Origin of the sequence: Nostoc sp. ChiQUE01b (assembly GCF_034531255.1) — a bacterium.
In the GTDB taxonomy this organism is placed as follows: Bacteria; Cyanobacteriota; Cyanobacteriia; order Cyanobacteriales; family Nostocaceae; genus Nostoc.
The window spans coordinates 1-7,025 of the sequence record NZ_JAVRBM010000158.1; the positions used below are offsets into that span (position 1 = coordinate 1).

A 7,025-nucleotide genomic window follows, 5' to 3' on the forward strand; every position below is an offset into this window, starting at 1 on the left:
GAAACGACATTAGAGCCGCCGATTGTTAGAGAAAATACCGCGAATCCAATTTCTTCTCCCAGCAAGGATTTGTCGCTAGGGGAAACGCCATCAGAACCTACTGCGGCTGTAGTTCCCCCACCAAAAGACAATGCTACCGAGCCAATTTCTGTCCTCAATCAGGAATCGTCAGAAAACGAAACGAAATCAGAGCCTACGACTGCATCTTTGCTACAGCCGAGAATAATCCGACCTTCTCTAAAGATTCCTAATGAACCAATTTCTGTCCGCCGTAAGAACGTATCGCAAAGCAAAGCTGAATCCTCATCGACCACTGCGCTAGAACCGCAGGCAAAAGCAAAACCTCCACAATCGCGATCGCCTAATTCCTCTGGCTTATCGACACTCCAAATCGGTTTCTTTTTGATCGTATTATCGGTAGTGATATCCTCACTTTATAACGTCGCCATCAAGGTGATTTTCCACGAAGGTTCCCAGATTTTTGGAGTATTAGAGGTAGAGCAGTTGCTACCGCCGACTTTGGGCAATACTCTGTTAATTTTGACGCTACGATTTATGGTAGTAGTACCACTGATGGTACTTTTGTCTCCGATATTGCATCCAAGACTGTGGCAAGACTTGGAAAACTTGTCTGCTTCAGTCCGAGGAAATGCCACACCTGCCAATGCAGCTACCAAACAGATTTTGGTGTTGTCAATTGTGAGTGGATGCTTTTTGTTTTTATCTCAGGTACTAATCTACATTGCGATCGCTCAAGTCACAACTGGAATGGCGATCGCACTGTTCTTTATCTATCCAATGGTCAGCGGTCTATTTTCGTGGTTTCTGTTTCGCGATCGCCCCACTCTATTCCGTATCGCGGCGATCGCTGCGATTTGCTGCGGTGAATTGTTGGTTTTAGCGGGTTCTCCCAACATCGGTATCGGTAATACTTCAATGGGAAGCAGCACCGCCATTCTTTCGGGTGTGGCTTTTGCTGCCTACATAATTCTGACGCGAGTCTGTGCTAGCAAACTGCATCCCGTGACTTTTACTTTAATTAACTTCACTACCATGTTGTTGTTGAGCTTTATCTGTTTGATGTTACCTTTGCCAAGCAGTTGGAACTTGGTAGTAGTTGACCCCTCTAAAATGCTGGAATTGGTTTTAAGCGCGTTTATTTTGGGTGTGCTGACTCTTGCTGGCTATTTGCTCAATAATGTTGGTATTAGTAAACTAGGGGCCTCGCGATCGGCGCTCATTGGTGGTAGCATCCCAGTTTTAACCGTGATTTTCGCTGGGTTAATCATTCAAGAAAATTTGGATATTGTACAAATTCTGGGAGTGTTATTTGTAACCTTTGGCGCGGCTGCTTTCAGCTTTGAAACAATGCGAAATCAGGTTAAACCTTCTAATCCCACGAATTAAATGGCGAGTTCAATCAGCTTAAGGGTGATGGGAGCTACTTTACCTTCCATCACTCTCAGCATCAATCTTGACGCTAATACGCCCACTCGTAACTTCTCTAAATCATCTGTGACAAACAAGATCCCCGACTTCTTTGAGAAGTCGGGGATTTAAGTTTTTACGAATGATTTCAGAATGCTGTATAGGTGCAGATAATACTTAATAGATCACGCCGTGTGCAACTTAATTTTATTAAACCTTGATTCCATTGTGGGGTAGGCATCTTGCCTGCCCAGAAAGGACGGGCAAGATGTCCATCCCACACAGAATTAAAAAAAAGTCGCACATCGCGTTAGATCGGCAAGCAGTATTCAGATAAATCGACTCGTAATATATTTTTAGGGATTTAGCCTGATAAGGTAGGGAAAACACGTATATGTAAGCAATATGAGTAGTACTGACTCCAGCAATTGAGCACGAGTACTTGCTCAGAGAGAAGATTCACAAGGAGTTAAAACCATTGCAGCACATTTTGGAACTAACACATGAAGAAGTCGCAGAAATGTTTGGAGTACCCCGCTTTTTTGAGACAAGCGCATCTAAATTAATTACTTTTGATCGCAACCAATGTTAAGAACCAACGACAAAATCAGCATTTCTCGTTAGGTTTGGTAGTTTCCAAGACTCAAAGCGATGTCTACGACAGACTGCACCTACGCGAAATCTATATCAATAAGCAGTTCTTAATGCGACTAATTTGGAATTTATTGAGAATATAATCTCTTTGTTGATATTAAGCAGCCGGACTGCCCGTTTTTTCTGTGTGGGAAGCTAAATAAGTGGGCAAGAATAAACTAACTTATGTTAAGCAATGTAAATTTATTAAATTGCCTTGTAGTGAGGGCTAAAGCCCTTATGCTTCGGTTTTTTTTGTCGCTTATGGAAAAGACCCCAGACGGCGCTAAGTCACTAGAAATCTTTAATTATTCACACCCACTTACTAATTGTGCTTCGTAAGATGGTATCTTTATTTCTGTCGTTTTATACCAGTCAACTTAATCTGCGTAGGCGTAGCCCACCGTAGGTATCGCCCAGACACCCAGAAAAAGAAGCTGATATCGTAGCTTGTTGCGGATTATCATCCTTTTATAGCAACAAAGCATCTACGTAATTTAAGTCTCTCAAATATATAAAATAGCGAGGTAAAAACATACTTAAAAGTAGCCAATAAATTAGTTAAATCATGAAAATTTAAAATTCTCTCATGAAATCAATATAAATTTATTGCAAAAAAATCTCTAAATAATCATCGGATGGAACCTAAGATGTTTTATTACATGTATGGCTATTAACTAATCTTTCGGTTATTAGCAGGAGCGGCAAAGCCTTATAGATACGCGATTTAGTTGGAAGTAATCGCGGCTTTTTGTGTCCGAACATCAATATAAAATCATAAATAAAACTTGGATTTAGGAATAAATATAAAAATATCATCAAACCTTGATATAAGCAGAATATAAAATATTTAAATAGTCATCATTTATCAACTTTAAAATGCATGATTTCATTTCAAAAGTAAAAAAGAGTGATATGATAATGAACAATATTTGAAAAACAACAGGTATTTTGAAATTGGAATTATTTGCTCTACTTGATGTCTACTATCTTTCCTCAAACCAACGGCTGATACTGCCGAGACATCATTGGAGGTTGTGAACGGAATTGATATCACAACGAGCTGTATAGCTCAACCTCTAAATGTGACTACACCTGGTAAGCGATTTGTTTTGAGATTATTCCCAATTATTTCTAGTCACTTCTGTGCTACAAATAATTCGCCAAAGCTGAAAAAAAGCATCTTTTTCTAGTGACAGATATCCCAGATTAACCGCGCAAACTAGTTTTTACTCTGAGTCGGCATGGTGCCATGATTAGGTGTAAGCAGCTTGACGTTGTTGCTCTTGAAAGATGAAAAAAACCAGAAAACTGAAAGGCTTTGTAGATTAATTGCAGCATAGTTGACTGTTGGGACATAAACTACCGTTAAGCTGGATTTGGTGGTGTCTCTAATTTTCCGGTTAGATGCTTCAGACAGTTATAGTCACAACTACCAACTCTGCTTTTGTACCAGGAAATATGCGAAAACTGTAGTTTCTGCTACCACCGATATCATCGTTATCGCATACTAATATAGTTTGAAGTAAAGACAGCCTTCAGCCCGGTGTATACTACCTATTTTCACTCGATTAAAAATTGTGTAAACGTGCTATTCAATTGTCTGTAATATGAGTAACGACATAGATCTGATCAAACGTCTTGACCCCAGTGCGATGGATCAGATCATGCTTTATCTGGCTTTTAGTGCCATGCGGACGAGTGGGCACAGGCATGGGGCATTTTTAGACGCAGCCGCAACAGCAGCCAAGTGTGCAATTTACATGACCTATCTAGAGCAGGGACAAAACCTGCGAATGACAGGGCATTTGCATCACTTGGAGCCGAAACGAGTAAAAATTATTGTAGAAGAAGTCAGGCAGGCACTAACAGAAGGCAAACTGTTAAAAATGCTGGGTTCTCAAGAACCTCGCTATTTAATTCAATTGCCTTATGTCTGGCTAGAAAAATATCCTTGGCAACCGGGGCGATCGCGCGTTCCTGGCACCAGTCTGACAAGTGAAGAAAAAAGACAAATTGAGCAGAAACTGCCCAGTAATTTACCTGATGCTCAGTTAGTTAGCTCCTTTGAGTTTCTGGATTTAATCGAGTTTTTACACAAGCGATCGCAAGAAGACTTACCACCCGAACACCAAATGCCTTTGAGTGAAGCTTTGGGTGAGCATATCAAGCGCCGTCTGCTTTACTCAGGAACGGTAACGCGAATTGATTCTCCTTGGGGAATGCCCTTCTACGTACTTACCCGTCCTTTTTATGCTCCAGCAGACGATCAAGAACGTACCTACATCATGGTGGAAGATACCGCTCGGTATTTCCGCATGATGAAAAATTGGGCAGAACGGCGACGCAACGCCATGCGCTTGCTGGAAGAACTTGATATTCTTCCAGAAAAAATGGAGCAGGCTATGGAAGAATTGGATGAAGTTATCCGTGCCTGGGCAGACAAATATCATCAAGACGGCGGTATTGCAGTTGTTTTACAGACGGCTTTTGGTGAAAAAGAAGATTAGTACAACTAACTGTGCAACCTGTGCAAAATTCTAAATTCCCAAAGCTGAAAAACTGACGTGAGTTCAACTAACCTCTCTCCAACTCCTTTTTGCGTTGGAGAGGAGCTATGATAATGTTTTTCATTTATTTGAATGCTTACCTAGTCAACGGAAACTTTGGCAACAGTGCTAGCTATCGGAACGCCCACAAGTAGCAGAAGTGGTACTGAAGTTTGTCTGAGCTAATAGAGCGTTTGATGGAAGTTGCATTAGTGTACAATCCGTCTGAAGTTCGCGTGATATCTTTGTAGTCTGCTTGTACCGACTTAGAATTAGTGTGACAACAGCAAGCGATCGCTTTATCTACGATCAAACTATAGGTAATCTTTTCTTTAACAAGTACACGGGTAGGGGCACAGCCATGTTCCCTACGATTATCTGTACCTCACCTTGGGATAGCCTCTCGTAGAGAAGTTGCAATCTGCTGTATAAGGTTGGGTTTTGCTGTTGCTCAACCCAACCTACAAATTAAAATCAGATGATTTATTTTTTGGTAGTCCCTGAATCAGGTTGGCAAATAGCCACTCTATATTCAACCTGTATTTTCAATCAATTACACAAAGCGCTGTAATCTAATTAGTGCCCGGTTGGGTTGGAATAACTGGTTGAGTTGGAATAACTGGTTGAGTTGGAATAACTGGTTGAGTTGGAATAACTGGTTGAGTTGGAACAAGTGGTTGGGTTGGAAATGGGGTAGTCTCTAAACTTGGACTTGAACCCTCAGGAATTATCGTTGGCGGTGTAGACGAAGATGAAGCACCGATAACACTATCATCAGCACTGATACAAGTATCTAGCGCTTGAGTAGCCGGAAAGTCGATTTGGCTACGCAAGCCAACCACACACTGGCCAAAGCGCACGGGTAACAAACTGCGTCCACAATAATCTAAAACTGTCAGATTAGCTTCTTCCTTAGTACTTAAGCTGACGCCAACTACACAGGTTGCTAACTCTTCAGGACGTCGGGCCTTCCCACAAGAAGAAAGCGCATCCATTGCAGCAATTTGGGTTTTCTTATCAATTTTCACCACGCAAGCAGCCAAATCTTTTGGACGCAGTGCTGCTGCACAACCTTCTGATGCCGCTTCTGCCTTTACACCCACACTCAAGAGGCGACCCGCACAGACACTATAATCATTGCTGTAGGAGGCAGCAACAGCCACATTAGGCAAGATTGTTAAACATCCAGCTATAGCCAAAACTGGTAATGTAAAAATCCTGGAGGTGGAACTGCCTTGTTTGTTCTTACCTTTGCTAACCACTTTTTTGCTCATTGACATTGCCATTCTCCAAACACCCAAAGTTATGCTAACTCAAATATCTTAAAAATCCTCTGTAATCCAAGAATTTCGGCGGTAGTAAAGTATAGATATAATTAATTATGATGTCGTAAATTGTGTTAATATAGCTGTTTGAAAGATAAGTAGGCAACGTAAAAAGTATTTCAAAGTAAGAATACTGCGTAAACCAATCTGATGATTGAGTAGCTTACGAAACTAAATAAACACAAAAAACTTATTGGCAGTAGTACGGCGGAGCACGTCGGAATTCAAGCTTGGAAGCTAGTGTGTCGGCTCAACCGACTTAAAGCAACTGGCGTAAATGAGATGCCTCTACATTGGTAGGATACGTCATACCAAGGCAAGCACCTTCAAAAAACCAAGAATCCGCTGATTTATCATCAGGGGAATGTCAAAATGGAATGTTTGGGTAAAGTTTAAACAGGATTAGATTAAGGAAACTCATGTCCCGATATAGAGGGCCCCGCCTCAGAATTGTCCGCCGCTTGGGCGACTTACCAGGATTAACTCGTAAAAGTGCCAGACACGCTTACCCACCTGGGCAGCATGGTCAAAATCGCAAGAAGCGCTCTGAATATGCTATCCGTCTAGAGGAAAAGCAAAAGCTCCGCTTCAACTACGGTTTGACTGAAAAGCAATTGCTGCGTTATGTGCGGAAAGCCAGACGTGTTACTGGTTCTACTGGACAAGTGCTGCTGCAATTGCTAGAGATGCGCTTGGATAATACCGTTTTCCGCTTGGGTATAGCCCCGACTATCCCCGCAGCTCGTCAACTGGTAAATCACGGTCACGTAACTGTTAACGGTCGTGTGGTGAATATTGCCAGCTACCAATGCCGTCCTGGTGAAGTAATTGCGGTCAGAGATCGGGCACAATCCCGGAAGTTGGTGGAAGCTAACTTGCAATACCCCGGTTTGGCCAACCTCCCCAGCCATTTAGAGTTTGACAAAAATAAGTTGGTTGGTAAAGTCAACAGCGTTATTGAGCGCGAATGGGTGGCATTACAAATTAATGAACTACTTGTGGTGGAATACTACTCACGACAAGCTTAAAGAGTTAGGAGTTATGAGTTAGGAGTTATGAGTTAGGAGTTATGAGTTAGGAGTTATGAGTT

General features: G+C 41.8%; 5 protein-coding genes. 3 read left to right on the plus strand and 2 right to left on the minus strand.

The genetic code is table 11. The features are described from left to right. A partial coding sequence (locus tag RMY63_RS40695; protein ID WP_322734105.1) for a DMT family transporter occupies positions 1 to 1,407 on the plus strand: 1,407 nt, incomplete at its 5' end. Here the strand turns inward: RMY63_RS40695 and RMY63_RS40700 are convergent. After that, the gene (locus tag RMY63_RS40700) at positions 1,404 to 1,526 is read right to left on the minus strand and encodes a hypothetical protein (protein ID WP_322734106.1); all 123 of its coding nucleotides are present in this window, start codon (positions 1,524 to 1,526) and stop codon (positions 1,404 to 1,406) included. The genes RMY63_RS40695 and RMY63_RS40700 overlap by 4 nt on opposite strands. Positions 1,527 to 3,671: 2,145 nt before the next feature. Between RMY63_RS40700 and hetR the strand changes: the two genes are divergently transcribed. Continuing rightward, positions 3,672 to 4,571: a heterocyst differentiation master regulator HetR gene (hetR, locus tag RMY63_RS40705; protein WP_322734107.1), complete on the plus strand. Its 900-nt coding sequence runs from the start codon at positions 3,672 to 3,674 to the stop codon at positions 4,569 to 4,571. 611 nt (positions 4,572 to 5,182) lie between these two features. Here hetR and RMY63_RS40710 read toward each other — a convergent pair. Next, positions 5,183 to 5,890, minus strand: coding sequence for a hypothetical protein (locus RMY63_RS40710; protein ID WP_322734108.1), 708 nt, complete (start codon positions 5,888 to 5,890; stop codon positions 5,183 to 5,185). Between the two features lie 464 nt (positions 5,891 to 6,354). On the opposite strand from RMY63_RS40710, the gene rpsD reads away from it, so the two are divergent. Then, positions 6,355 to 6,963 (plus strand): 30S ribosomal protein S4, encoded by a 609-nt coding sequence (gene rpsD / locus RMY63_RS40715; protein WP_322734109.1) that lies wholly within the window; start codon positions 6,355 to 6,357, stop codon positions 6,961 to 6,963. The last annotated feature ends 62 nt before the right edge of the window (positions 6,964 to 7,025 follow it).

What these genes read in the sequence shown, in the direction of transcription:
- hetR (WP_322734107.1), top strand. Translation starts at nt 3,672, where the DNA reads ATGAGTAACGACATAGATCTGATCAAACGTCTTGACCCCAGTGCGATG.
- RMY63_RS40710 (WP_322734108.1), bottom strand. Translation starts at nt 5,890, where the DNA reads ATGTCAATGAGCAAAAAAGTGGTTAGCAAAGGTAAGAACAAACAAGGC.
- rpsD (WP_322734109.1), top strand. Translation starts at nt 6,355, where the DNA reads ATGTCCCGATATAGAGGGCCCCGCCTCAGAATTGTCCGCCGCTTGGGC.